The following is a 22,938-nucleotide window of genomic DNA, read 5'->3' as shown; positions in this document are numbered from 1 at the left end:
GTTGTGGATTGGTCGGTGGCGGTGGCTTCCTGGTAGGACGGCGGGTTTTCGGTGGGCGGGGCGGCCTCGGTCGCGGTCGGGGGCGCGGGGGCCTCGGTGGCGATGGGTGTCGGGGCCGGCGTTGGGGCGGTCTGCGTTGCCGGGGCGGTCTGCGTCTGCGGGGACGGAGCAGGCGCGGACTGAGGCGTGGTCTGCGTTGTCGACGGGGACGGAGCGGGCGCGGACTGAGGCGTGGTCTGCGTTGTCGACGGGGACGTGTTCTGGGTGGTTGGCGTCGGGGTTGACGTCGAGGTGGTCTGGGTTGCCGGGGTGGGTGTGGGGGTTGAGGTCGAGTTCGGCGTCGTGGGAGAGGACGCCGTTGTGCTCGGGGATGTCGTCGTGGGATTCGCCGGCGTCTGTGTCGGCGTCGGCGAGGGGGACGTGGTCGGCGTGTTCGTAGTCGGGGAGGTCGTCGGAGGGGGGGCCGGCTGGGAGGTGCTGGTCTGGGGCGCGCTGGTGCTGGGGGTGGAAGTGCTGGTGGCGGGGGCTGCCGTGCTGGTTGAGGACCCGGCGGGCTGGGGTGTGGACGCGGTGGTGGAGTTGGGGGCGCTGGGTTGAGGTGCGCTGGAGCTCGGAGTGCTGGTGCTGGTGTCGGCGCTGGGCTGAGGTGCGTTGGAGCTGGGAGCGGTGGTGCTGGTGGCGGGAGAGTTGGTGTTGTCGGCGGTGTCGGGCGCGGGGCTGGTGCCGGGTTGGGTGTCGAAGCCGGGGAGGCCGCTGGCTGTGGTTGATCCGCTGGTGGGTGGGGTGGTCGAGCCGCTGGTCGGCGACGAGGGAGAGGTGTTGGCGCCCTCGCCGGAGGTTGTCGGCGCGGATGTGGATGTCGGAGGGGCAGCGGTCGAGGTGGCCGGGGCCGTCGTGGTCGAGGAAGGGGACGAGGTCGCCGGAGCGGGTGTCGAGGTGGACGGGGACGACGACGGGGCGGCCGGGGCTGCTGTGCTGGTGGCCGGCGATGAGGGCGCGGCACCGGGGGACGACGAGGAAGGTGCGGGGGCGGGCGCCGACGGGGATGACGGAGCGGGGGCGGGGCTGTCGGTGGTGATGGGGGAGTTGGTGCTGGTGGGGATACCGCCGCTGGCTGTGGCCGGGGGTGGAGCGCCGGTGACCGCGGCCGGTGGTGCTGTGGCTGGGGCTGGGGGCGTTGTGCCGGTGGCTGTGGCTGTGGCTGGGGGCGTTGTGCCGGTGGCTGTGGCTGTGGCTGGGGGTGGGGTGTCGGTGGCGGTGCTTGTGGTGGGGTCGGTGGGGCCGTTGGTGAGGGGCTGGCCGGTCATCTCGTTGACGACGTCGGTGCCGAGGGCGTCCACTACCGGGGCTACCTGGGTGAAGTCGCCGCCGGCGGTGCGCAGGGTGTCGGAGAGCTGGTTGAAATAGTTCTGGACGGACTGCGGGGTGACCGTGGTGTGGCCGTTGCCGGAGCCGTGGCCGCCGGTGCCGTGCGGGACGCCCGCGAGGTTGTTGCTCGCCTGGTGGGCGTAGTCGACGCCGTAGGAGCCGAGCATCGAGGACGTGACCGTGGCCCACGGGACGAAGTCGCCGCCGACGATGCTGGTGAAGCCGAGTTCGCCGAGGACCTCGCCGATCGCGCCGTTGATGGCGCGCCCGTCCTTGCCGGCCGAGAAGTTCGGCAGGATCTTCTTGACCGCGCCGCTCCAGGCGCTGGCCACGCCACCGATCATGGCGCCGCCCGCGCCCGCCATCAGCCACTGGTTCCAGTTGACCTGGCCGACCTTGCGGTTGCCCTCGGCGGTCTGGATGCCCATGGCGGCGCCCTCTTCGGCCATCTCCTGGGCGGCTTCCTCGATCGCCTCCTGGACGACTTCCCCGCCGTACCGAATCGCCTGTTCTTTTTTGGTCATCGGGGGTTTCGCCGAAGGCGTCGGGGTGTCTTTGGGTTTCGGGGTGGGGGCGTCCTTGGGCAGGGGCTGCGGGGTGGGTTCGGCCGCCGGCGGGTCCTTCGGGGTGGGGGTCGGCGTGTCCTTGGGGGTCGGGGTCGGGGTGTCCTTGGGAGTGGGCTTCGGGGTGGTGTGCGGGACGTCCTTGGGGGTCGTCTTCGGCAGCGCCTTGGGCATCTTCGGCAGCGGCGGGATGTGCAGTTTGGACAGCGCCCGGCCGGCGTGCCGCAGTTTGAGGCCCTGGATCAGCGCGCGGACCACGCCGCCGCCGGACGCGATGTGGAACGGGACCAGGTAGGAGAAGCCGGAGACCAGCGCCAGGAAGATGTCGAAAACGGTCAGGAACATCGCGATGGCGACCGAGTACTGGGTCTGCTCGGCGTCCAGCGTGAAGTTGTCCGCCTGCGAGATCATCTGTTGCAGCAGGTTGACGTCGTCCGGGACACCGTCGGTGACGTTGCGGGTGGCGTTGTAGAACTCACGCGCGGTCTGGCCGCTGACCGCGCTGTACACGCTGGTCGACAGGCCGCCCATGCCGGTGCTCAGGGCCATCATCCCGGCGACGACCCCGGTGAGCTCCGCGGTCATCGCCCGGAGCTGGGTGATGTCCGCCTTCGGGAGCTGCTCGCCGGAGGCGATCAGGATCGCGGTGTACGCCCACTGGTACTCGGGGTCGTCGGGGATGTGCAGGTCCATGTGGTGCGGTTACTCCGGCTCTTCCGCGGGGACGGCGGGAATGGCGGGGGTGGCGGGGTGGACGCTGCGGTAGAAGACGTGCGACCGGGTCGGCTCCAACGGCGTCTCCGGCTCGACCACGGCCTCGCGGCGTGCCGGCAGCAGCGGCTCCAGCGGGGCGGTCCCGGGGTCGGCCACGGCCTCGCGGCGCATCAGGAGCGCGGGCTTGAGCGGGGTCAGCTCGTCGTCCGGGGTCAGCAGTTTGCCGCGGGCCAGGAGGCGCGGGGTGGCCTGGCCCTCCTCGTCGGGCTGGTAGGTCTCGCCCTCGACCGCCAGCCGGCGGCTCGCCAGCATCGGCCTCAGCGGGGTGACCTCGCCCTCCTCGGCCGGGGTGAGGATCCGGCCCTGGATAGTCATCGCCCGGCGCAGCAGCGGCCGCTCGGTCCCCTCGCCCTCGGGGGTCATGTACCGCCGGGCCGGCGCGTTCGGGTCGGCCGGGGCCTCGTAGCCGCCGACCATCTCGGAGTCCACCAGCAGCAGGTACGTCGACTGGTCGGCGTCCTCCCGGGCCTCCCCGTAGATCTTGCCGTTCTCGACGAGCCCCTCGCTGTAGTAGCCCAGCGTCGTGCTGACCACGTTCACCCGGCCCTCGACCGAGTCCAGTCCCTCGGTGAACGACGGGCCGAACTGTCTGCCCAGGTCGTCGTCGCCCCAGACGCCGGCGTACCGGGCCCGGATGTCGGTCACCCGGCTCTTCAGGCGGGCCCAGTCGTGCGACGCCGACTCGTACGGGCGGGCGTGCGCGGCCAGGCGTTCCGGGTCGACGTACAGCGGCTCGTCGGACATCGTGCCCCCTATCGCCGCAGCTGCTCGTTGACGATCTGCGGCAGGCGCGGCCCGTCGGCCGGGACCATCCGGTCCAGCCCGAGGCTGCCGGCGAGCAGCTCACGGGCGTTCAACCCGGGCGGCATCATCGGGGCGATCAGCTCGGCCGCCTCGGCGACGGCCTTGGCCTTGGCGTCGTCGATGGTCTTGAGGATCAGCGCGGACAGGTCCTTGGGCGCGAGCTTGCGGTAGGCCGTCCCGTTGAACGTGATGTCGGTGACCGAACCGCCGTGGTTCACCGTCACGTCGATCTCCCGGCGCGGCGACGACGCGGTCGCCTTGATCGCCTGGATCCGCTGGTGCAGCTCGGTGAGGCTCAGGCGCTGCCGCTGGTACTCCTCGAACATCGTCTCGAGGCGGTGGTCGTCGGACATGCTCGGCCCCTCTTCCGTCGGTGATCCCTCAGCAAAGCCGGGTCCGCGGACGGGCGGCAAGGGAAACCGGGCCGATGGGGGCGGGACGGGAAAGAGACTTACCCGCGTGGGCGCGACCGGGCGGGCGCCGGCGCGGGCCGGATGTCAGTCGGGGCAGCATCGCGGCCCGAGCAGGCACACCCGGTGCTTCGGGCATTTGCCGTCATCTACTCGGCTGGGACGCTCCACTGACGCGAAGCGTGCGCATCGCAGCGTCCTAGACAGAGCGGGCATCCCCACCCCAGTGGGGCCCTCGCGGGAGGTAACAGTGGCAGTTCAGCAGCAGAACGTCGGAACTACCCAAGAGGGCATGGCCGCCGCCCGGGTCGAGTTCGAGGGCAAGGTCCAGATCTTCAACGGGCAGCTGTCCAGTGTGAACCAGGAGATGTCGGTTCTCCAGAGCACCTGGGACGGCACCGCGTCGTCGAACTTCAACCAGGCGATGGACAACTGGGAGGGCGGCTTCAAGCGGGTCATCACCGCCCTGATCAGCATGATCGAGAGCCTCGGCGGCAACGCGAAGCTGTACGAGGGCCAGGAGGACACCGCCTCGAACCTCGCCCAGCAGTGGGGTCAGGCGCTCGGCAACGGCGTGCAGGACGCCCCGGTGGCGGCGCCCTCCGGCGGCCTGCCCGGCATGTGATCGCCACCCCCGAAACCGACTCCCGAAAGGCGTTGAGATGAGTTCCTACAAGTTCAACTTCACCGTGGCCGACAACACCCTCGACCACATGGACACCGTCAACAACAACCTGAAGCAGGCCCTCGAGGAGCTGGAGCGCAACAGCCGGGCGCACCTGCAGGAGTGGACCGGTGACGCGCAGACCGCGTACGCGCACGCCGAGGCCGAGTGGCGGGCCGGGCTGCAGACGATGAGCCAGGCGCTGCAGTCCGGCCGGGTCTCGCTCTACAACATCTCCGAGGGCTACGGCGGCGCCGAGCAGCGCGCCTCGCAGATCTGGGCGAACACCTACACCGGCCGCTGATCCCGCGGATCCGGCCGGTCCCGTCGCACGGCCGGCCGGATCCGGTGTCCACCCGTCACCCCCGCCTCGAAAGGAAGCCATGTCCGGCGAAGCACCCTCCGAGATCGCAGAGAAACTCGTCGACTCCGGGACCATCACGGAGGACGAGAAGTACACCTATTTCGCCTGGGGTACGGAGTACAGCGCCGGAACGCCCGAGGAAAAGGCCATCCACGACAAGGTGGAGAAGCTGGTCAACGAGTGGACCGACGGCAAGCCGCCGACGCTGTCCGGGAACGACGACAACCCGGACACCGACATGCCGGACGACAAGCCGAAGGACCCGCTGGACGATACGAAGGTCCTGCCCCCGCCGCTGAACACCTCCGGCGAGAAGGGCGGCTCGGTCACGGTCAGCACCGAGGCGCTGCGGCAGTTCGCGAAGAACCTGAAGATGCTCGAGGACCTGGTGGTCAAGGAGCACACCTCGGTCAAGGACGTGAAGGTCGCGCCGGGCACGTTCGGCGCCGGCGTGCACATCAGCGCGGCGATCCAGACCGGCCTGCGCGGCGACACGCTGCGGTTCCTGCAGAGCGTGAGCGAGACCTTCACCTACATCCGCGCCGACATCGAGACGCTGATCACCGACTACGACTCCACCGAGGAGTGGAACGGGATCACCGCGCAGCAGCTCAACAACGTGTTCAACGACGCGTTCACCAACATCAGTCACTACGGCCAGTACGGCAACACCAGCACTGACGGCACCGGCACCGAGACCAACGGCAACGGCAACGGAAATGGCAACGGGAACGGCAACGGCAATGGGAACGGGAACGGGCAGAACGCCTGATGGCCGATCCGTCCAGTTCCCCGCCCCCGCTGGTCTCGACCGGGCCGAACGGCATCTACGCGAGCGGCGAGACCGGTAGCGAAGGCAACGTCTACGACTACACGGACAAGGACTGGAAGTGGATCGAAGCGGTCCTCACCGGCTCCTCGGCGGTCAACAACGCCAACGGCGCGGCCACCGCCGCCCAGGACGCCGCGGCGCTGGTCAATCCGCAGTCGCTGCGTGACGCCGGGAACATCTTCAACAACACCCAGTCGGTGATGCGCGGCGTGGCGAAGAACCTGGCCGCCCAGATCAAGGGTCTCGCCGGCGACGGCCGGGCCTGGCAGGGCACCGCCGCCGAGACGTTCAAGGCCAAGATGCTGGACGTCGCGAACTACCTGGAACGGCAGGCCGAGCGGATCAACGGCGGGGAGGGCGAGCTCGGCGTCTCGGTCCCGAACCAGCTCTTCCACAGCGGCAACATGCTGGAGTGGGCGCAGAAGCAGGTCCTCTACGTCGACCACTTCTACGCCAGCTGGGCGTCGAACTACGTCAAGGACTACGGCGACGGCGTCGTGCACGTCAGCGAGGTCGACGGCCTGCCCGAGATCATGACCAACGCGATGCGCGAGGTGATGGGCAAGCTGGTCGTCGAGTACGTCCGGCTCGGCACCAGCGCGGTGAACACCCCGCAGCCGATGAATCCGGAGACCGGCTCGCCGACCGGTGGCAGCTCGACGCCGCCGCCGAACAGCTCGCTGCCGTCGAACAGCGTGCCGTCGTACAGCCCGCCGCCGTTCGAGTCGTCCTCGCTGCCGCCGACCCCGTCGATCTCGTCCAGCGCGCCGCCCCAACTCTCCTCGACGCCGCCGCCGAGCAGCGTGCCGACGCCCTCGGTGGCCGCCACGCCGACCCCGACCCCGCCGGCGCTCTCCACGGACGCCCCGGACGAGGTGACCGGCGGCCCGGACGTCCCGGACCCGTCGGCGACCGACGTCCCGCCGCCGGACGCGCCGATCTCGACGTCGGCGCTGGCCGGCCCGGACGACGTGCCCGACCCGACCGACATCCCGGACCCGGCCACCGCCGACACGCCGGACCCGCCCGGCACCAACGGCGAAAACCCGCCGGCCTTCAGCGCTCCCGGCGGTGCCGGCGGCGGCCTCCCCGGCTTCGATCAGACCGGCGACGGTACGGGCACCGGCGCCACGCCCCCGATCCCGGCGTTCAGCAGCGGCAACACGCCCGGCGGCAGCTCGGGTGGGAACAAGGGCGCGGCCAACGCCCCGGTCCCGGAGTTCGACGGCGCCGACGCGCCGGGTGGGGCCGGCGGCGGCGCGGGCAGCGGGTCCGGCGCCTCGGCACCGGACTTCGGTGGGGCCGGTGACGCGCCCGGCGCCGCGGGTGGCGGGACGTCCGGCTCGGACGCCGTGATCCCGCCGCTGACCTCGGTCGACGCGCCCGTCGACACCGGGCTCGGCGGTGGGTCCGGCACCGGCTCCGGCACCGGGGCGGGCTCGCCACCGATGATGCCGCCGATGTCGCCGCCGCAGTCGGGGACCGGCGCCACCGACCGGTCGGACTCGTCCGGGCTGGTCGGTGGGGATGCGGAGGACTGGGATCCGGGTTCGGTTCCGGGTGCTCCGGAGGCTTCCGGCGGTGCCGCGCCCGGCGCCGGTGGTGGCGGGACCGGGCTGGAGACGCCCGGCGGTGTCACCACGCCGGGCATTCCGTCCGTGGAGTCGCCGGGCGACGGCAGTGGCTCGGGTTCCGGAACCGGGTTGGGTTCGGGGGCGCAGACGCCGATGATGCCGCCGATGTCGCCGCCGCAGTCGGCGACCGGTGCTACTGATCGGCCGGATTCGTCCGGGCTGGTCGGTGGGGATGCGGAGGACTGGGATCCGGGTTCGGTTCCGGGTGCTCCGGAGGCTTCCGGTGGTGCCGCGCCCGGCGCCGGTGCTGGTGGTGGCGTGGGCTCGGGTTCGGGTCTCGGCGGTGTGACCGTGCCGGGCATTCCGTCCGTGGAGTCGCCGGCCGACGGTAGTGGTTCGGGTTCCGGAACCGGGTTGGGTTCGGGTGGGCAGACGCCGATGATGCCGCCGATGTCGCCGCCGCAGTCGGCGACCGGTGCTACTGATCGGCCGGATTCGTCCGGGCTGGTCGGTGGGGATGCGGAGGACTGGGACGCGGGTTCGGTTCCGGGTGCTCCGGAGGCTTCCGGTGGTGCCGCGCCCGGCGCCGGCGGTGGCGGGACCGGGCTGGAGACGCCCGGTGGTGTCACCACGCCGAGCATTCCGTCCGTGGAGTCGCCGGCCGACGGTAGTGGCTCGGGTTCCGGAAGCGGGGCGGGTTCGGGCGGGCAGATGCCGATGATGCCGCCGATGTCGCCGCCGCAGAGTCAGCGGGGCGCGGCCGAGCGGTCGGACTCGTCCGGGCTGGTCACCGGGGACGACGAGGTGTGGGACGGGGAGCCGGGCGCCGGCACCCCGGATGCCCCGGCGGGCGCCGAGCGGGGTCAGCCGGCGGCCGGTGGCTCGGGGGACGTGGCGCCGGTGCTGCCGGTGCCGCTGCTGGGCGGGCTTCCGTTCGTACCCCCAATTGTCGGTCTTGGGGAGAGCGACCGGAAGCGGCGGGCGGACCGGGACCGGATGGCCGAGGACGACCGGGAGCGCGGCAGCCACCGCGACCCGGCGCCGATGATCGCGCCGGCTGTCGGTGGTGCCGGGCCGACGTCCGTGGCCGCGCCGGAGATCGGCGGTGCTGACCGTGCTGACCGTGCTGACCGTGACGAGATTCCGTTGCTCGCGCCGCCGCTGATCCCGGGGGAGCGCAGGCGGGCGGAGGAGCGTTCCGGGGCCGGCGAGTTGCTGGCCGAGGAACCTCGTGCCTGGGGGCCGGTCGTCGAGGAGATCCCGCCGGATCAGGTGGCCCTGGTCCGGGAGTCCGACGACGACTTCGGGTCCTGGGACAGCGAACCGCTGCCGTGGGAGACCGACGGGATGCCGGCGCCGATCGAGGGTGACGACGACCCGTCCTCGTGGGGTGGCCCGGAACCCACGCCGCCTCCGCCGCCCCCGGCGCCGGAGGACGAACCGCGGGCGCGGACCCGGCCGTCCGGGCAGTCCTACGAGGCGGTGCTGCTGGCCGAGATGCCGTTGCGCTCCGGCGGCCCGGACCTGACGCCGGAGGATCGCGCGCGGCTCGCCGAGGAACGGGCCGAACGGGTCCGCCGGACCCGGATCGAGATGGGCCTGGACCGCGACGACGACGCCGACGAGGAGGAGCCGGCCGAGCGCCGGGCCGCCGACCTGCTCGACCGCGACGACACGCAGTGGGGAAACCGCGACGACACGGTCGGCGGCGTCCTCGGATGACCGCCGCCGGAACAGAGAGCCGAGACAGATGAGCATCGTCACCGTCAAGCGCCCGCCCCGGGTGGATCCGCCGAAGCTGCCCGACGGCCAGGTGGAGCTGCAGGAGCCGCCGGTGATGGCCGAGCCGGCCCAGCCGGACTTCCGGGCGTTCATGATGGTCATCCCGATGGGCCTGGGCATGGGCGGCATGTTCCTGCTCTACGGCATGTCGAACCGGTCGCCGGCGATGTACGTGATGGGCATCGTGATGGCGGTCGGCATGGCCGGCATGGGCGCGATGCAGATCGGCCGCAACGCCGCCGAGCGCAAGACGAAGATGCGCAGTGAGCGGCGCGACTTCCTGCGCTACATCGCGCAGATCCGGAAGAAGGCCCGGCAGTCGGCGCGCGAGCAGCGGCAGTCGGTGCTCTGGAACAACCCGGCTCCGGGCGCGCTCTGGTCGATCGCGATGGGCGCCCGGATCTGGGAGCGGCGCCCCAGCCACGAGGACTTCGGCCGGGTCCGGATCGGGCTGGGCCGGCAGGGCTCGTCGGTGAAGTACGTGGCGCCGTCGACCAAGCCGATCGAGGACCTGGAACCGCTGTCGTCGATCTCGCTGCGCCGGTTCGGGGAGGCGTACCGGACGGTGTCCGGGGTGCCGATCGCGGTCGGCGTGCGCAGCTTCACCAGCATCGAGCTGGAGGGCGAGCTGGAGCGGACGCTCGGCCTGGCCCGCGCGATGATCGCCCAGCTGGTCACGTTCCACGCCCCGGACGAGTTCCGGGTCGTGCTGCTGTGCGGCCCGGCCGAGCGGGAGAAGCACTGGGACTGGGTCAAGTGGTTGCCGCACAGCGCGCATCCGGCCGCCGAGGACGCGGCCGGTCCGGTCCGGCTGTTCGCCGACGACCACGAGCAGCTGTTCGAGCTGCTCGGGCCGGACGTCGCCGACCGCGGCGACCTGGACCGGTCGGTGGTGCCCAGCGCGACCGAGCCGTACATCCTGGTGGTGGCGCACCACACGGCGATCCCGGAGAGCTCGCGCCTGCTCGGCGAGGGCATCCGCAACGTGGGCCTGCTCGACCTGACCAACGACCTGCCCGGCGGGCCGCGGGTGCTGCGGCTGACCGTGGACGGCGAGACGGTGGAGTTCCCGGCCGGCGAGACCACCGGCAGCGCGGCCCCGGACACGCTCAGCGTCGACGAGGCCGAGACGCTGGCCCGGATCCTCGCCCCGAAGCGGACCAGCGGCACGCTGGAGCTGGTCGACGAGCCGATGAGCAGCGACTTCGAGCTGACCACGCTGCTCGGGGTGCGCGACGCCTACACGTTCGACGTGCCCGGGCTGTGGCGGTCCCGGCAGGCGCAGCGGGCCCGGCTGCAGGTGCCGATCGGGGTCACCGAGGACGGCGAGGTCGTCGAGCTGGACCTGAAGGAGTCGGCGCAGGGCGGCATGGGCCCGCACGGCCTGCTGATCGGCGCGACCGGCTCGGGCAAGAGCGAGCTGCTGCGCACGCTGGTCTGCGCGCTGGCGATGACCCACTCGTCGGAGATCCTGAACCTGGTGCTGGTCGACTTCAAGGGTGGCGCGACGTTCCTGGGCATGGACCGGCTGCCGCACACCTCGGCGGTGATCACCAACCTGCAGGACGAGTTGCCGCTGGTCGACCGGATGCAGGACGCGCTCAACGGGGAGATGACCCGGCGTCAGGAGTTGCTGCGGTCGGCCGGGTACGCGTCGCTGTTCGAGTACGAGAAGGCCCGCGCGGCCGGCGCCCCGCTGGCCCCGTTCCCGGTGCTGCTGCTGGTCGTGGACGAGTTCAGCGAGCTGCTCTCCAGCAAGCCGGAGTTCATGGACCTGTTCGTCTCGATCGGCCGGCTCGGGCGCAGCCTCGGCGTGCACCTGCTGCTCGCCTCGCAGCGGCTCGACGAGGGGCGGATCAACCGGGTCGAGGGGCACCTGTCGTACCGGATCGCCCTGCGGACCTTCTCCTCGATGGAATCGCGGTCGGTGATCGGCGTCGGCAGCGCGTACGAGCTGCCCTCCGAGCCCGGCAACGGCTTCCTCAAGGTGGACATCACCAGCCTGATCCGGTTCAAGGGGGCGTACGTCTCCGGCCCGTACGAGCGGACCGCCCCGGCCGCCGACGACGAGCAGCACGCCCGGGCGCTGGTCGACGTCGTACCGTTCACCACCGGCAGCGGCATGATCCGGCGCCGGCGCCCGGAGCCCGAACCGGAGGTCGTCCGGCCGGTGGAGCCGGTCAGCACGTCCGACGAGGTCCGGCTGATGAACGTGATCATCGACCGGCTGGAGGGGGCCGGCGCGCCGGCCCGCCAGGTCTGGCTGCCGCCGCTCGCCGAGGCGCCCAGCCTGGACTCGCTGCTGCCCAGCGTCGTGCCGGACCCGATCCGCGGGATGACCGTCGAGCCGGCCGAGATGCACGGCCGGCTGCGGGTGCCGGTCGGGGTCGTCGACCGGCCCACCGAGCAGCTGCGGGACCTGCTGATCGCCGACCTGAGCGGGGCCGACGGGCACGTCGGCATCGCCGGCGCCCCGCAGAGCGGCAAGTCGACCCTGCTGCGGACGCTGGTGCTGGCGCTGGCGCTGACCCACACCCCGCAGGAGGTCCAGTTCTACGGACTCGACTTCGGTGGCGGCGGCATCATGTCGCTGACCGGGCTGCCGCACGTCGGCTCGATCGCGACCCGGATGGAGCGCGACCGGGTGGTCCGGACCATCCAGGAGCTGCGGGCCGTGCTGGAACGGCGGGAGGCGGCGTTCGCCGAGCACGGGTTCGAGTCGATCAACGCGTACCTGGCGGCGCGGGCCCAGGGCCGGATCCAGGACCCGCACGGCCGGGTGTTCCTGATCGTCGACGGCTGGTTCACCATGAAGCAGGACTTCATGGAGCTCGACCAGCAGTTCGGCGAGCTGGCCTCGCGCGGCCTGTCGTTCGGCATCCACGTGATGGTCACCGCGAACCGGTGGTCCGAGGTGCGGACCTGGGTGCGCGACCTGCTCGGCACCAAGCTGGAGCTGCGGCTCGGCGACTCGATGGAGTCCGAGGTCGGCTCGCGCAAGGCGGCCTCGGTGCCGACCCAGCCGGGCCGCGGCATCACCGCGACCGGGCTGCACTTCCTGGCCGCGCTGCCCCGGCTGGACGGCCGGACCGCCACCGACGACCTGCCCGAGGCGACCAAGACGATCGTCGAGGAGATCAGCACGTTCTGGGCCGGCCCGCCGGCGCCCCCGGTCCGGCTGCTGCCGGCCCACCTGCCCGCCGTCCGGCTGCCCGCCCCGAAGCCCGAGTTCCAGGTCTGCCTCGGCCACGACGAGCAGCGGCTCGCCGACGTCTGGCACGACTTCATGGTCACCCCGCACCTGCTGGTGCTCGGCGACAACGAGACCGGCAAGACCAACGTGCTGCGGCTGGTGCTCGACGCGATCGCGAAGCGCTACACGTCGACGCAGGCCAAGGTGGTCATCGGCGACACCCGCCGGGACCTGGACAACGCGATCGCGGCGGACTACCGGGTCGGCTACGCGCTCACCGCGCAGAACATGGCCGAGCTGGCCAAGCAGGCGTCGGTGTCGCTGGGCCGCCGCCTGCCCGGGGCGGACATCTCCTCCGAGCGGCTGCGCCGGCGCGACTGGTGGGAGGGGCCGGAGCTGTTCGTGGTCGTCGACGACTACGAGATGATGACCAACCCGGGCGGGATGGGGTCGGTCCTCGACCCGCTCATCCCGCTGATCGCCCAGGGCGCGGCGATCGGGTTCCACCTGATCATCGCGCGGACCACGTCGGGTGCGATGCGGGCCATGATGGACCCGGCGATCCGGCGGATGTGGGAGCTGGGGACGCCGGCGACGCTGTTCTCGTACTCCAAGGACGAGGGCCGGTTCCTGGGCGAGGCGCCGCCGCGCAAGCTGCCGCCGGGCCGCGCCCAGCTGGTCACCCGGCGCTCGGTCCGGCTGATCCAGACCGGCGAGGTCTAGGCGAGCGTCAACGAGGGGGCCCAGGCGGCGGGTTCGGTACCCAGCCGGGCCTCCTCGGAGACCGTGCGGTCCTTGAAGTTCAGGCCGGCGTACGCCTCGAAGTCGGCGACCGTGCGGACCGTGCCGCAGCGCAGCGGGCCGGTCGGGTTGCGCAGCAGAAGGTTGCGGGCGGTCATCCGGCTCAGCTTGTCGCGCGCGCCCCAGCTCTTGAAGACCTCGGCGCCCGGCTGGTGGTCGTCCCAGTGCTTGCGGCGGTAGAAGCCGCCGTAGTTGTGCCACATGAACGTGCGGATCGGGTGGAACAGGTCCCAGCCCCAGGTGAACGCCCGTACCGAAAGGGTGATCTCCTCGCCGTGGAAGTACAGCTCGGGGTCGTAGGGGACCTCTTCGACGAACGTGCCGGCGGCGAACAGGAAGTGGCCGGAGACGAACCGGGCGCGGACCGGGCGGTCCCGGTCCCGCCAGCCGGGGATCGGCATCGGGCAGACCCGCGGAATGGTGTCCGCGCCGATGTCGAGCGCGGTCAGCACCAGCGGCTCGGCGCCCGGATCCGGCTCCTCGTCGATCTCGTAGACCGGCAGGTACGCGGTGAGCACCGGCTTGTCGGCGTCGGCGGACCGGAGCTGATGCATGATCTTGTCGTCCCAGGCCGGCACGAACCGGTGGTGGCTGTCGAACTGGAGGAAGTGGTCCTCGCCGTCGTACATCCGCATGCACTCGGCCCGGGCCCAGCAGGTGCCCTGCGCGTCCCGCCAGTTCACGTCCAGGACGGTGACCTGCGGGTGCTCCAGCAGCGGGGTGATGTCCTCGTCGTCGCCGTGCTGCCAGCAGATCCCGAACCGCAGGCGCTCCGGGCGGCGCGCCTTGGCCAGCATGTCCAGCACCGTCGGCACCAGCTCGCTGTCCCGATAGGACGCGATCGACACGAAGATCGTCATGATGCCACCCTGGGGTACGCGCGAGCCGGCGGCGAGTGAATGTGGCTCAAGGGGCACAACCGTGGTTCCTATGGGCCAAGGTTGCGGGACTCGATCTCCGGGCGGGCCAAGATGCTTGCGTGACAACCGCGTTGAACGGCGACCTGTGCCGGATCTCGGTCGAGGGGCCGGACAGGCGGATGGATCTCGCCGTCCCCCTGACCATCACGGTGGCCGCCCTGCTGCCGGTGCTGCTGCACCACACCGCCGAGGGCCGGCTCGACCTGGCCCGGCCGGAGGAGTCCTGGGTGCTGCAGCGGATGGGCGGGCGCCCCTTCGACCCGACCGGCACCCCGGAATCGCTGGACTGGCTCGAGGGGGAGCGGCTCTATCTGCGCCCGGTGGAGAACCAGCTGCCCGAGATGCACTTCGACGACATCTCCGAGGGCATCGCCGAGACCGTCAACGAGCGGCGCGACAAGTGGCAGCCGGAGTACCGGCGACCGCTGTTCATCGGCGTCTCGGCCGCGGTCGTGCTGCTGCTCACCGCGGTGCTGCGGCACGCGGACCAGCTGCCGCTGCGGGTCGGCGTCGGTGGCGGCGTCGCGGCCGGCCTGCTGATCGCGGCGGTGCTGTACGCCCGCAACCTCGGCGACCGGGCACTGTCCACGCTGTTCGGGCTCTCCGCGATCCTGCTGGCCGGGGTCACCGTCGCCGACGTCGCCGAGGCGGACGCCGCGCTGGGCGCGGGCGCCGGGACCGCGGCCGGGGTCGCGCTGGTGCTGGTCGTGGTGCAGCGGCTCTGGGCGCCGAGCCTGCTCTACCCGGTCTTCCTCACCGTGGCCGGCCTGGGCGCGGTGGTCGACGGCGTGGCCGGGCTGCGCCGGATGGCCGGGATGGACGCCGCGGGCGCGGCCGCGCTGGGCGCCGCGATCCTGTTCGCGTTCGTGCTGTTCGCGCCGAACCTGGTGCTGCGGGCCGGGCAGCTGCGTGGTCCGCAGCTGCCGAAGACCGGCCGGGAGCTGCAGTTCGACATCGAGCCGTACCCGGCGCAGGAGATGGAACGCCGCGCGCACGTCGCGCAGAACTATCTGAGCGTCCTGGTCGTCTGCGTCAGCGTCGCCCTGCCGGTGCTCTACACGGTGATCCTGCCGGCCGGTGGCTGGGCGGCCTGGGCGCTGCCCGCGGTGCTCTCGGCCGGCCTGCTGCTGCGGGCCCGGGTGCTGCTCAACGTGTGGCAGCGGGTGGCGCTGACCGCGAGCGGCGGCGCCGGCGTGGTGATGCTGCTGTTGCGCGCCGCCGCGGTGGTGTCGCCCGGCTGGCTCGTCACCATCCTGCTGATCCTGCTCGTCCTGCTGGTCGTGACGGTGCTGGCCGCGATGCGGCCGTGGCCCCGGCGGCTGCTGCCGATCTGGGAGTTCACCGCGACCGTCTTCGACGTGATCGCCGGCCTCGCGATCCTCCCGATCGCCCTGCAGCTGATGCACACGTACGCGTGGGCTCGCGGCCTGTTCGGATAGGAAGAGCATGCAGACCCAACGCGACCACGTGCACGCGCACCAGTTCCAGATGGCCCGGATGAGCTCGGCGCTGCTGCTGGGCGACCCGTCGATGGCCGAGAACCCGATGCGCCGGACCAGCATGGGCCTGGCCATCGGGCTGGTCATCGGGCTGCTCACGGTGGTCTGCTTCGGCGTGTACGGCTGGATCGTCCCGGGCGGCAACAACTCCTGGCGCAAGGGCGGCTCGATCATCGTCGAGAAGGAGTCCGGCACCCGCTACGTCTACCTCGACGGCCGGCTGTTCCCGACGCTGAACCTGGCCTCCGCCATGATCCTGAACGGCGGCGCGAAGATCGAGCTGGTCTCCCGCAACTCGCTCAAGGACGTTCCGATCGGGGCGCCGATCGGGATCCCGGGCGCCCCGCAGCTGATGCCGTCCGCGGCCGGCGACATCCTGCGCGGCCCGTGGCTGGCCTGCCTGGGCGGCTCGGTCAGCGCCTCGGCGGGCGACCAGATCGGCCTCAACCTGGACCCGGCCGCCCCCGCGACCGAGCTGCCCGGGAACCGGTTCGCGCTGGTCACGTCGGGGTCGAAGGAGTACCTGATCTGGCAGGGTCGCAAGCACCTGATCACCGACCCGAGCATTCCGGTGGCGCTCGGCGCGACCAGCGCGGTGCCGGTCCCGGCCCCGGCGGCGTGGACCGAGATGGTGCCGGCCGGCGACCCGATCGAGGTGCCGGAGATCCCCGGCGCCGGCAGTGCCGAGGTCACCGTGGACGGGCGCCAGGTCAAGGCCGGCGCCCTGTTCAGCCAGGCGGCCAACGGCGGCGAGCAGTACTTCGTGCTCCGCAAGGACGGGCTGACCGCGGTCAACCGGACCATGCTGCTGCTCCTGCAGGCGGCGTACCACAGCCGGCCGGTGGCGCTGGACGCCGCGGCGGTCGCCGCCGCGCCGCGCTCCGGGGACCGGTCGATGACCGAGGCGTTCGACGGCCTCGCCGACGCGACCGCGCTGGACGACTCCGGCCTGGTGCTCTGCCAGCGGCAGGCGCCGTCCGGCAAGAACAGCGTGGACAGCCGGGTCGTGGTGACCACGCCCGGCAACGCCGCGCTCGCCCGGGACGGCGCCGGGAGCGTACGGCTGCCGGCCGGCGCCGGGATGGTCGTCACCCCGATCCCGCCGGCCACCGCGAGCAGCCCGGCTGATCCGTACCTGATCGCCGATCAGGGGCAGAAGTACCACCTGACCGACAAGAAGGCGACCTCGGCGCTCGGGCTGGTGGACGGATACCAGGTGCCGTTCCCACGGGCCCTGCTGCAGCGGATCACCAGCGGGCCGGACCTGGCGGTCGACGCGATCACCACCTCGGCCGCCGCCGGGCAACCCGCTCAGCAACCGCCGGCGGCCGCACAGTTGCCGGCCGCGCAGCAGCAGCCGCCGACGCCCGGCAACGTCAAGCTCCAGACCCTCAAGCCGCCGCCGCCGAGCGCCGGCGTCAGCTCCGAGCCGGGGAGGTAACCGATGGCCGTGCTGTCGTCGTGGCGGGGCAAGGGCAGCCGGGGCATGCCGCTGCACACCGTCGGCAACGCCTACGTGCTCTACTCCACCGAGCAGATCAGCCCGCAGGCGCAGGCGCTGGCCATGAACGTGGCCCACGACCCGGAGAACGACGTGGTCGTGCTCGACGCGCCGGGCCGGATGTCCGTGCTCACCTGGGAGTCGGTCGCCGAGGCGCTGCCGCGCCGGCGCCGGGCCGGGATCCGGCTGGTGATCTGCGGGGACAACGCCGAGCCGAGCAGCCTGGTCGGCCAGTGGCTGTCCGAGCGGCTCAACCGGACCGTGGTCGCCCCGCACGGCACCGTGCTGCGGGCCGCCGCCGGCGCGCTGTTCGTGCACTCCGGCGCGGGCAGCGGCTGGATCCGCTACCGGCCCGGCCGGGAGCCGCAGTGGGAGGGCAAGCGGTTCCCCCGCCCGGAGTGGGACGCGCTGGCCGCCGAGGCCACCCCGACCAGCTCCACCGGCGTCGCCGAGCCGATCCCGGGCGGTGTCTGGATCCACGACAGCGCCGCCGAGGAGGCGGTCCGCCCGCACCGCGAGTGGCTGCGCTCCAACGTGCCCTGCCAGCCCGGGACCCTGGTGGTCCTGCTCGGCTGCCCCGGCACCCGCAAACTTCCGCTGGACGACGTGCACCGCTTCTGGCGGCGGCTGAGCGAGGAGGACCGCCGCCGGGTCCGGTTCGTCGGGTACGGCCCGGTCGACGTCCCCGGCCGGGACCCGTTCGGGCAGGCGGTCGCCGACGCGCTGGGCGCCCCGGTGGTCTGCTACGCCGGGGTGCCGGTCGGGCCGCCGTCGCGCCCGCAGCTGTTCACCGTCGACGAGGACGGCCGGTTGTGCTGGCAGTCGTTCGCCGAGGAACTCGCCTACACGCCGCGGGAACGGCCGTCGGCGCCGGCGCCGAGCCCGCGGATGATCCGGCACCGGGTGCCCCTGGAACTTGGGGAGGAGCTGGGCGCCGGGGTCTACTGGTACGCCGAGGACGCGGTGGTCGAGGTGCTGCAGTCCGGGCTGTGGCTGCGCCCGAGCGAGGCGCCGCGCGACGCCGACCGGATCCGGGCCACGCCGGCCGACCCGGAGCGGCCGGCCCTGGTCTTCGACGACGCGAACGGGCCCCGGGCGAAGCGGATGCGGACGCTGGCGGCGGATGTCGCCGCGCAGTTGGACCCGGCGACCCGGGAACGCACCGAGCTGCTGGCCGCCTCGGCCGTGGTGGCGGCGGCGTCGCGGGGGCCGGCGCGGGCCGTCGGCACGGTCGGCGAGGAGGTGCCCGCGCCGTTCGCGGTGGCGGAGGCGGTGGAGAGCGCGCCGGTCCAGGCACCGCCGCCGGTGGCTCCGGTCGTGGCCCCGGTCGCGGCCCCGGTCCCGGTCCCGGTCCCGGTCGCGGCCCCGGTCCCGGTCGCGTTGCCGGTTCCGCAGGTCGCGTCCGACTGGGCCGAGGAGACGCCGGCCGAGCCGGAACGTGCCGTCGCGGCGCCCGTGTCGCTTTCCGCGCTGCCGCCGATCACCAAGCCGGAGCCGAACCTCGCGTTCGTGCTGCCACCGCCGCCTCCGCTGCCGCTGCCGAGGCCGGCCGCCGCGGTGGTCCCGCCGCCGCTCGCCCCGTCCGCCCTGTCACCGGTCGAGCCGGCCATGGACCTGCCGCTGCCGGCCGTCCCGGCGAGGTCCGCGCCGATCGTGGACGCTCCGGTGATCGAGGCGCCCCTTCCCGACTTCCCGGCCGGGGGGGAATCCGCCGTACCGGAGAAGAAGGAACCGCGGGCAACGGCGGCGCCCGCGCCGGCGCAGCGACCGCGCCCCCGCCTCCAGCCGATCCCGGACCGCGCCACCTCCGCCCTGCCCCCGCCCGGTCGCGGCCTCACCGAGGAGCGGGCCTGGCTGCGCCGCACCCTGAGTAAGGAGTTCGACCTGGTCGCGACCACGGTCTCGCGGATCCTCTCGCAGCACCCGGTGCTGCTGCGCGGCGACGGCATCAGCCCGGACGACGCGCTCACCGACTCGGTCGCGGTCCGCCTCTACCTCTCCGCGAAGGGCCGCGCCATCGACTCGGCGCTGCGCTCGGCGCGCAAGGGACCGCACGTCCCGCTGGCCCGCTGCGCGGTCTCCGGCCTGGCCCGGCTGCCGTCGCACCGCGGCGCGACGTCGCTGACCACCTCGATCTCGGCGGACCAGTGGGGGCTGCTGGCCGGTCGCACCATGCTCACCGAGTGGGGCTTCCTGAACGCGCTGATGGAGCCGAGCGGTGACCTGACCGGCGACACCGACGTGCTGATCTGGGCGATGACCGCGCGCCGCACCGCGCTGCTGGAACCGGAGGACGACGACCACGCGGGCAACCGGGTGCTGTTCCTGCCCGGCACGAGCTTCAAGATCCTTGAGCGTACGGAACCGGACGGCGCCCGGCGTGGCCGACTGTTGCTGCGCGAGGTCAGTGCGAGCGAGATCGACCCGGACGGCCGGGTGCAGGACAACCGGGCGTCGTTCGACGAGCTGGCCACCAAGTCCCTGAACGGCTACGCCACGCGCTGGGACGGCGCCGAGCCGTCGTCCAGGATCGGCGAGCCGGCCCGGGTGCGCTTCGGTGCCGTGCCGGGCCTGGCCGAGCAGAAGAAGGCCGAGCAGACCGAGGAGATGCGATGAACCGCCAGGTGATCGTGGTCGGCGGCAGCGAGCCGGGCGCGCTGCCCACGATCGCCGCCGCGCTGGCCCGGGCCGGCGACGACGTCACCATCTCGGTGCACGCCGGCCGCTACGAGGAGAACCTGCAGATCAGCAAGCGGGTCAGCATCGTCGCCGCGGACGCCCCGGAGACGGTCGTGGTGCACGCCGCGTCCGGCAGCGTCCTGGTGGTCAACGGCGCCGGGGTGTCCCTGCGCGGCCTGCACCTGATCTGCGACGACGAGAGCCTGGCCGCGGTGGACGTGTACAGCGGCGAGGTGGCGCTGGACGGCTGCCGGGTGGAGAGCCGGTCGTGGACCACCGTGCTGGCCCGCCTGCAGGGCTCGATCGCGGCCCGCGGCTGCACGATCAGCAGTGCCAAGGGCGCCGGGGTGGTGGTCACCGCGGAGCGGGCCAGCACCATCGAGGACACCGTCTTCCAGGACGTCGCCTCGTCGGCGGTGGTGGTCACCGAGACCGGCCGGCTCACCCTGCGCCGCTGCCGGGCGATCGGCGTGGCCGGCAACGGCGTCTGCGTCAACGGCGACGCGGTCTGCGTGCTGGAGGACTGCGAGATCATCGACGCGGCCAAGCCGGCCGTCGTGGTCGAGCAGCGCGCCGGGCTGACCGCCGAGCGGCTCACCGTCACCGGCAGCGCCAACGTCGACCTGTTCCTGCGCGGCACCGGCCAGGTCCGGATCGGCCGGTCGTCGTTCGCCGGCGCCGGCGCGCACTCCGCGCACCTGGCCGGGGGTTCGCTGGCCCGGTTCACCGACTGCACGTTCCGGGGGGCCGGCCGGATCGCGATCCGGGCCACCGACGGCGCCGCGCCGCACCTGACCGACTGCGTGGTCGCCGACAGCCCGACCGCGATCGCCGCCGACGGCGAGTCGGCGCCCCGGTTCGAGGGCCTGACCGTCACCGGCACCACCGAGCGGGTCGCCACCGTCAACGCGGCGGACGTCGCGTTCACCCGGCTGCACGCGGAGATCACCAAGGGCGCCGGGGTGGTCGTCGAGGGCACCGGCCGGGCCACCGTGCGGGGCGCCACCATCGAGGCGGGCCAGGCGGTCGGGATCGAGGCGCGCGGCGAGGGCCGGATCACCGTCGAGGACAGCCGGGTCAGCACGACCGGGGAGCACGCGATCGCGGTCACCGGGACCGGCGCCGCGTCGCTGGTCTCGGTCCGGCTCAGCGGCGGCGGCCTGCTGGTCGGGGACGGGGCGGAGGCGAGCGTACGGGACAGCGAGGTGCACGAGCCCCGGTCCGACGGCGTCCGGGTCGGCGACGGCGCCACCCTGACCGCCACCCGCACCCGGATCCGGGCCGCGCGCCGGCACGGCGTGCTGGTCGACGCCGGTGGGGCGATCACGCTCGGCGAGTGCGAGGTGCTGGACAGCGCGGCCGACGGCGTGCACGTCGGCTCCGACCGGCCCAGCCGGATCGGCGGCTGCGCGATCCGGGGCAGCGGCGGCGAGGCGGTGCACCGGCCGGAGCGGCATCAGGTCACGGTGGACACGCTGGACTCGGGCGAGCCGGCGCCGGCCCCGGCCCCGGCCGCCGCGGATCCGGCGCCGCGGGCCGAGCTGACCGGCGCGCTCGGTGAACTCGACACGCTGATCGGGCTCGACGGCGTGAAGAAGGAGGTCACCGGCCTGATCAACCTGATCAAGATGTCGGAGATGCGCCGCGGGATGGGCCTGCCGATGCCGCCGATGAGCCGGCACCTGGTCTTCGCCGGCCCGCCCGGCACCGGTAAGACCACGGTGGCCCGGCTCTACGGCACGGTCCTGGCCGAGCTGGGTGTGCTCTCCCGCGGTCACATGGTCGAGGCGGCCCGCGCCGACCTGGTCGGGCAGTACATCGGCTCGACCGCGATCAAGACCACCGAGCTGGTCACCAAGGCGATCGGCGGGGTGCTCTTCATCGACGAGGCGTACACGCTGAGCTCCGGCTCCGGCGGCTCCGGGCCGGACTTCGGCCAGGAGGCGATCGACGCGCTGATGAAGATGATGGAGGACCACCGCGACGAGCTGGTCGTCATCGTCGCCGGCTACTCCGAGCTGATGGAACGGTTCCTGGAGTCCAACCCGGGTCTGGCGTCCCGCTTCACCCGGACCGTGGAGTTCCCCAACTACAGCGTCGACGAGCTGGTCACCATCGCGTCCAACCTGTGCCGCAAGCACTACTACGAGCTGACCGAGGACGCGGTCCAGTCGCTGTACACCTACTTCGAGCGGGTCCCGAAGGGGCCGACGTTCGGTAACGGCCGGGTCGCCCGCAAGCTGTTCGAGGCGGTGGTCAACAACCAGGCGTCGCGGTTCGCGCTGGCCCCGCCGTCGCGCGACACCGAGCTGAACCGGCTGACCGCCGCCGACCTGGAACCCGAGATCGCCCAGCTGCGTGAGGCGCAGCCCGGCCCGGCCCAGCCGGACGCGGCCACCGACCCGTCCGCGGCGCTGGCCGCCAGTCACGCCTGGCGCCGGATCGGCGAGCTGGCCGGCCTGGTCGGCGTCCGCCAGGCGGCCGGCGCGACCGTGCTGCGCCTGGCGGACCTGAAGAATCGTCGCCGCGGCTACGGCAACCAGGGCAACGTGATCCTGGCCGGGCGGCGCGGCAGCGGCCGGCACGAGATCGCCCGGCTCTACGCCCAGGCCCTCGCCGAGCTGGGCGTGCTCGCCGCCGGTCACGTGGTGCCGGTGGCGTTCTCCCGCGAGCTCGCCGCCCAGTGGCCCGGGCAGGCCCGCAGCCTGGTCGCCCGGGCGGTCGACGACGCCCGGGGCGGGGTGCTGGTGGTCGACTACGACACCGGCGGCGACGACCCGCACGCGGTCGAGGTGGCCGAGGCGCTCGCCGCGGTGCTGGCCGCGCCGGGCGATCCGATGGTCGTGCTCAGCGGCGAGCCGTCGGCCCTGACCGGGCTGTTCCGCCAGGTGCCCGCGCTGCGCGACGGGTTCGCCGAGCAGTGGGACTTCCCGGCGTTCAGCACCGCCGAGCTGGCCGAGATCGCGGTGCGCTACCTGGTCCGGCGCGGCCACGAGGTGCCCGAGGACGTCCGCGCGTCGCTCGCCGATCTGGTCACCACGCTGCCCGAGCCGACCGTGGTGGCGGCCCATCGGCTCTCGGCGGCGCTCGCGCGCACCGCCGCGGCCCGCACTCTCACCGTCGCCGATGTCGGCGGACTGACCGCGTACGGACTCACCGACCGGGCCGAGGGCGGCCTGGCGTCGGTGGGTTAGCTACTAGGAGAACGAG

At 72.9% G+C, this 22,938-nt stretch carries 16 protein-coding genes; 13 read left to right on the top strand and 3 right to left on the bottom strand.

Translation table 11 applies throughout. The features are described 5' to 3' along the window. The first annotated feature begins 231 nt into the window (after nucleotides 1-231). The 4 genes from L3i22_RS42060 (at nucleotide 232) to L3i22_RS54090 (ending at nucleotide 2,403) form a co-directional block, all read left to right on the top strand. The gene (locus L3i22_RS42060; RefSeq protein ID WP_221323015.1) at nucleotides 232-597 is read left to right on the top strand and encodes a hypothetical protein; all 366 of its coding nucleotides are present in this window, start codon (nucleotides 232-234) and stop codon (nucleotides 595-597) included. Between the two features lie 69 nt (nucleotides 598-666). After that, nucleotides 667-1,407: a hypothetical protein gene (locus L3i22_RS42055; RefSeq protein ID WP_221323014.1), complete on the top strand. Its 741-nt coding sequence runs from the start codon at nucleotides 667-669 to the stop codon at nucleotides 1,405-1,407. Between the two features lie 135 nt (nucleotides 1,408-1,542). Next, nucleotides 1,543-2,226, top strand: a complete 684-nt coding sequence (locus tag L3i22_RS42050) for a hypothetical protein (protein WP_221323013.1) — start codon at nucleotides 1,543-1,545, stop codon at nucleotides 2,224-2,226. Nucleotides 2,227-2,280: 54 nt separating this feature from the next. Next, entirely contained in the window at nucleotides 2,281-2,403 is a 123-nt protein-coding gene (locus L3i22_RS54090) for a hypothetical protein (RefSeq protein WP_255657572.1), read from the top strand. Between the two features lie 230 nt (nucleotides 2,404-2,633). Here L3i22_RS54090 and L3i22_RS42045 read toward each other — a convergent pair whose 3' ends face one another. Both L3i22_RS42045 and L3i22_RS42040 read right to left on the bottom strand, forming a co-directional pair. Continuing rightward, nucleotides 2,634-3,449 (bottom strand): hypothetical protein, encoded by an 816-nt coding sequence (locus L3i22_RS42045; protein WP_221323012.1) that lies wholly within the window; start codon nucleotides 3,447-3,449, stop codon nucleotides 2,634-2,636. Between the two features lie 8 nt (nucleotides 3,450-3,457). After that, on the bottom strand, nucleotides 3,458-3,862 hold the full coding sequence (locus L3i22_RS42040) for a YbaB/EbfC family nucleoid-associated protein (protein WP_221323011.1): 405 nt from the start codon (nucleotides 3,860-3,862) through the stop codon (nucleotides 3,458-3,460). Between L3i22_RS42040 and L3i22_RS54730 the strand changes: the two genes are divergently transcribed. The 5 genes from L3i22_RS54730 to eccCa all read left to right on the top strand — a co-directional run bounded on the left by L3i22_RS54730 (nucleotide 3,861) and on the right by eccCa (nucleotide 13,051). Next, nucleotides 3,861-4,544, top strand: a complete 684-nt coding sequence (locus L3i22_RS54730) for a WXG100 family type VII secretion target (RefSeq protein WP_370644290.1) — start codon at nucleotides 3,861-3,863, stop codon at nucleotides 4,542-4,544. The genes L3i22_RS42040 and L3i22_RS54730 overlap by 2 nt on opposite strands. A gap of 37 nt (nucleotides 4,545-4,581) precedes the next feature. After that, nucleotides 4,582-4,887, top strand: a complete 306-nt coding sequence (locus L3i22_RS42030) for a WXG100 family type VII secretion target (protein WP_221323009.1) — start codon at nucleotides 4,582-4,584, stop codon at nucleotides 4,885-4,887. A 79-nt stretch (nucleotides 4,888-4,966) separates the two neighbouring features. Continuing rightward, nucleotides 4,967-5,719 (top strand): hypothetical protein, encoded by a 753-nt coding sequence (locus L3i22_RS42025; RefSeq protein WP_221323008.1) that lies wholly within the window; start codon nucleotides 4,967-4,969, stop codon nucleotides 5,717-5,719. After that, nucleotides 5,719-9,075, top strand: coding sequence for a hypothetical protein (locus tag L3i22_RS42020; protein ID WP_221323007.1), 3,357 nt, complete (start codon nucleotides 5,719-5,721; stop codon nucleotides 9,073-9,075). The genes L3i22_RS42025 and L3i22_RS42020 overlap by 1 nt, the downstream gene beginning before the upstream one ends. 28 nt (nucleotides 9,076-9,103) lie before the next feature. Beyond that, the gene (eccCa, locus tag L3i22_RS42015; protein WP_221323006.1) at nucleotides 9,104-13,051 is read left to right on the top strand and encodes a type VII secretion protein EccCa; all 3,948 of its coding nucleotides are present in this window, start codon (nucleotides 9,104-9,106) and stop codon (nucleotides 13,049-13,051) included. On the opposite strand, the gene L3i22_RS42010 is transcribed toward eccCa, so the two are convergent. Next, a complete protein-coding gene (locus L3i22_RS42010) occupies nucleotides 13,048-13,989 on the bottom strand; it encodes a GlcNAc-transferase family protein (RefSeq protein ID WP_221323005.1) in 942 nt (313 codons plus the stop codon). The genes eccCa and L3i22_RS42010 overlap by 4 nt on opposite strands. Nucleotides 13,990-14,108: 119 nt before the next feature. On the opposite strand from L3i22_RS42010, the gene eccD reads away from it, so the two are divergent. The 4 genes from eccD to L3i22_RS41990 are packed head-to-tail and all read left to right on the top strand — an operon-like array spanning nucleotide 14,109 to nucleotide 22,922. Then, complete coding sequence (gene eccD, locus L3i22_RS42005; protein ID WP_221323004.1) at nucleotides 14,109-15,488, top strand: type VII secretion integral membrane protein EccD; 1,380 nt, start codon at nucleotides 14,109-14,111, stop codon at nucleotides 15,486-15,488. A 7-nt stretch (nucleotides 15,489-15,495) separates the two neighbouring features. Continuing rightward, nucleotides 15,496-16,989, top strand: coding sequence for a type VII secretion protein EccB (gene eccB, locus L3i22_RS42000; RefSeq protein WP_221323003.1), 1,494 nt, complete (start codon nucleotides 15,496-15,498; stop codon nucleotides 16,987-16,989). Nucleotides 16,990-16,992: 3 nt separating this feature from the next. Continuing rightward, nucleotides 16,993-19,665, top strand: a complete 2,673-nt coding sequence (locus L3i22_RS41995; RefSeq protein ID WP_221323002.1) for a hypothetical protein — start codon at nucleotides 16,993-16,995, stop codon at nucleotides 19,663-19,665. Further along, nucleotides 19,662-22,922, top strand: coding sequence for a right-handed parallel beta-helix repeat-containing protein (locus tag L3i22_RS41990; protein ID WP_221323001.1), 3,261 nt, complete (start codon nucleotides 19,662-19,664; stop codon nucleotides 22,920-22,922). Before L3i22_RS41995 ends, L3i22_RS41990 begins: the two co-directional genes overlap by 4 nt. The last annotated feature ends 16 nt before the right edge of the window (nucleotides 22,923-22,938 follow it).

Source organism: Actinoplanes sp. L3-i22 (genome assembly GCF_019704555.1).
Classification (GTDB): Bacteria; Actinomycetota; Actinomycetes; order Mycobacteriales; family Micromonosporaceae; genus Actinoplanes.
The sequence above is the reverse complement of the archived record's forward strand: the minus strand, read 5'-3'. Positions and strand labels throughout refer to the sequence as shown.

What these genes read in the sequence shown, in the direction of transcription:
- L3i22_RS42040 (WP_221323011.1), bottom strand. Translation starts at nt 3,862, where the DNA reads ATGTCCGACGACCACCGCCTCGAGACGATGTTCGAGGAGTACCAGCGG.
- L3i22_RS42010 (WP_221323005.1), bottom strand. Translation starts at nt 13,989, where the DNA reads ATGACGATCTTCGTGTCGATCGCGTCCTATCGGGACAGCGAGCTGGTG.
- eccCa (WP_221323006.1), top strand. Translation starts at nt 9,104, where the DNA reads ATGAGCATCGTCACCGTCAAGCGCCCGCCCCGGGTGGATCCGCCGAAG.
- eccB (WP_221323003.1), top strand. Translation starts at nt 15,496, where the DNA reads ATGCAGACCCAACGCGACCACGTGCACGCGCACCAGTTCCAGATGGCC.
- L3i22_RS54090 (WP_255657572.1), top strand. Translation starts at nt 2,281, where the DNA reads ATGGCGACCGAGTACTGGGTCTGCTCGGCGTCCAGCGTGAAGTTGTCC.
- L3i22_RS54730 (WP_370644290.1), top strand. Translation starts at nt 3,861, where the DNA reads ATGCTCGGCCCCTCTTCCGTCGGTGATCCCTCAGCAAAGCCGGGTCCG.
- L3i22_RS42045 (WP_221323012.1), bottom strand. Translation starts at nt 3,449, where the DNA reads ATGTCCGACGAGCCGCTGTACGTCGACCCGGAACGCCTGGCCGCGCAC.
- L3i22_RS42030 (WP_221323009.1), top strand. Translation starts at nt 4,582, where the DNA reads ATGAGTTCCTACAAGTTCAACTTCACCGTGGCCGACAACACCCTCGAC.
- L3i22_RS41995 (WP_221323002.1), top strand. Translation starts at nt 16,993, where the DNA reads ATGGCCGTGCTGTCGTCGTGGCGGGGCAAGGGCAGCCGGGGCATGCCG.
- L3i22_RS41990 (WP_221323001.1), top strand. Translation starts at nt 19,662, where the DNA reads ATGAACCGCCAGGTGATCGTGGTCGGCGGCAGCGAGCCGGGCGCGCTG.
- L3i22_RS42025 (WP_221323008.1), top strand. Translation starts at nt 4,967, where the DNA reads ATGTCCGGCGAAGCACCCTCCGAGATCGCAGAGAAACTCGTCGACTCC.
- L3i22_RS42020 (WP_221323007.1), top strand. Translation starts at nt 5,719, where the DNA reads ATGGCCGATCCGTCCAGTTCCCCGCCCCCGCTGGTCTCGACCGGGCCG.